The following is a 2,504-nucleotide window of genomic DNA, read 5'->3' as shown; positions in this document are numbered from 1 at the left end:
ATAAAATTTTCATATGCATTTATTTAAAAAAAAAATATTTTTTTTAAAAAACTTCATTTATTTACAATGATATATAACTATAATTTTTTTAAATTTTTTAATTTTTTCGATGATAATTTTTTTTTTTACTCATTTTATCAATATATGCCATTCCGAAAGCAGAAGAAACAAATGTCAAATGTATTACTACACACCACATAATTTTATTATCCAAAATTTTTTCTGCTTCCATAAATAATCTTAAAAGATGTACAGAAGAGATTGCCACTATTGAAGAGGCAACTTTATTTTTTATTGAATTAACATCCATAGTACCCATCCAACTTAATCTTTTTTGATTATCCTCCATTTTCATTTTTGAAATAAAATTTTCGTATCCGGAAAACATAACCATAACTAATAATCCCCCTACTAATGCTATGTCTATCAAAGATAAGACGATTAATACTAACCCTGATTCTGACATAGTAAAAATTTGAGGAATAACATATATAATTTGCTGAAAAAATTTTAAAGTAAGTAAAACAAAACCAAAAGATAATCCTATATATACAGGAAACATCAACCATCTAGATGCATAAATTATATTTTCTATAAATTTTTCCATTTTTTTCCTTTTTTTACATAAATTAATATATTTTTTATTAAGAATATATTTTTTCCTTTCTTCTGATCGTTGATTGAGTATATTTATACAATGTAGGTCTTGAAATTTTCATAATTTCACAAATTTTTGATATAGTATAATTTTTTTTCCTATATAATTTAATTAAAATTTCTTTTTTTTTCTTATTTAAAATATTTGGTCTTCCCCCTATTTTTCCTCTTTTTTTTGCAGCTTTCAAACCTGCTATTGTTCTTTCTCTTATTAATGAACTTTCAAATTCCGCGAAAGCTCCAAAAATATGAAAAAAAAATTTTCCAGATATTGATTTAGTATCAATATGTTCTTGTAAAGTTCTTAAATTAATTCCTTTTTTTTCTAAAAAAGTTGATATTTCTATTAAATCTTTTAAAGATCTACTTAATCTATCAAGCCGCCATACTAAAATAGTATCTCCATTTTTAGCATAGTTTAAAGCCTCTCTTAATTTAGGTCTTTCTTTTTTAATTCCACTTAATCTTTCTGAAAATAATTTTTCACATCCCGCTTTATGTAAAGCATCTTTCTGAAAATTTAAATTCTGTTCTTCTGTAGAAACTCTTGCATATCCGATAAGCACTAATTTTTCCTCCTAAATTTTAATTTAATTTATAAAGTTAAAAAAATGAGCCTTTTTTTTATTTCTTTCTTTTAACTGTACGATCTTGAATTTTTTTTAAATTTGTGATAGTTTATCTTTTAGATTTTTTTTTATTTTTAAAAAACATTATATCTTTCTAATTATAATCAATCAATTAAATTTAACTTTTTAAGTAGTTTAAATCATGTTATTTAGAAAAAAATATATTAATAATTATAATCCTATTTTTTCAATTCCGATTAATAATAAGCCACGTCCTTCATTTATTAAATATGCTATGGAAAGAGCCTCAAAAATAGATGTAGCAAGAACAGAATTGAATTATGTTATTCAACCTAAGAATATAAAAACTGGATTAATAATAAAGCGCTATAGAAGATTAAATGAACATAGAGCTTGTGCTATGAGAGCTATGGTACAAGCTATGTTGTATCATTTTAATATTATTTCTAGATTAGTTTATGCTTCTGTTGAACAGTTAGCTGATGAGTGTGGGCTTTCTACAATTTCAAAAGCTGGTAATAAATCAATTTCTAGAGCTTCTCGCTTAATTACAGAGTTTATGGAACCAATGGGTTTTATAAAATGTAAAACATCTTGGGATAAGAGTTCAAGAACTTATATGCCTAAAGTAATTAAATTAACTTCTCTTTTTTTTATGCTTTTTGGAATTTCTCATACAAAACTAAAAAATGCAAGATTACAACAATTAGGTTGGGTTAATAAAAATTTATTAATTAAAGGATTGAAAAAAATTTCTTTAAAAGAGGCGAAATTAAAGAATAAAAATGATCGGATTAAGAAATTATTTGAATATCGAGAAAAAAAGAAAAAAATCTCTAAAAGAAAAACATTAGCTAAAAATTTATTTACTTTAAGTCCTTGTTTAAGTAGACAAAAAATATTAAATATTTTAATTAAAAAATATTCTATTTCTGAATTAAAAAAAATGGGTTCTGAAGGATTAAAAAAATTAGTTAATATTGAATATTTTTATTTAAAAAAATTAGCTAGTTCTGCTTTAGTTGATCCTCCCTAAAAAATTTTATTAAATACATATAAATTTTTCATAAAAAAATTCTATTTATATTAAATAGTTTCCCTTCTTTTTTATTAAATATCTTTTTTTCAAAAAAAGTTCAATTTTTTATACAAAAATTTTTATTTTTTTCCTTTTTTTTTTTTATGTTTAATTTATTTATATTGTTATTTATTTTATAAAAGTATTTTTGCATTTATATTTTATTTTTTTGCATTTAT

The 2,504-nt window shown here is 21.9% G+C and carries 3 protein-coding genes; 1 reads left to right on the top strand and 2 read right to left on the bottom strand.

The window, feature by feature from the left end; genetic code table 11:
- Positions 1–97: 97 nt before the first annotated feature.
- Both AB4W62_RS02640 and AB4W62_RS02635 read right to left on the bottom strand, forming a co-directional pair.
- On the bottom strand, positions 98–607 hold the full coding sequence (locus tag AB4W62_RS02640) for a TIGR00645 family protein (protein ID WP_367680158.1): 510 nt from the start codon (positions 605–607) through the stop codon (positions 98–100).
- A gap of 37 nt (positions 608–644) precedes the next feature.
- The gene (locus AB4W62_RS02635; protein WP_367680157.1) at positions 645–1,223 is read right to left on the bottom strand and encodes a recombinase family protein; all 579 of its coding nucleotides are present in this window, start codon (positions 1,221–1,223) and stop codon (positions 645–647) included.
- A 205-nt stretch (positions 1,224–1,428) separates the two neighbouring features.
- Between AB4W62_RS02635 and repA the strand changes: the two genes are divergently transcribed.
- Positions 1,429–2,283, top strand: coding sequence for a plasmid replication initiator RepA (repA, locus tag AB4W62_RS02630; protein WP_367680159.1), 855 nt, complete (start codon positions 1,429–1,431; stop codon positions 2,281–2,283).
- Positions 2,284–2,504: the final 221 nt, after the last annotated feature.

The organism is Buchnera aphidicola (Mindarus abietinus), from assembly GCF_964059085.1.
In the GTDB taxonomy this organism is placed as follows: Bacteria; Pseudomonadota; Gammaproteobacteria; order Enterobacterales; family Enterobacteriaceae; genus Buchnera_A; species Buchnera_A aphidicola_C.
This window is presented reverse-complemented; position numbering and strand designations above follow the sequence as displayed.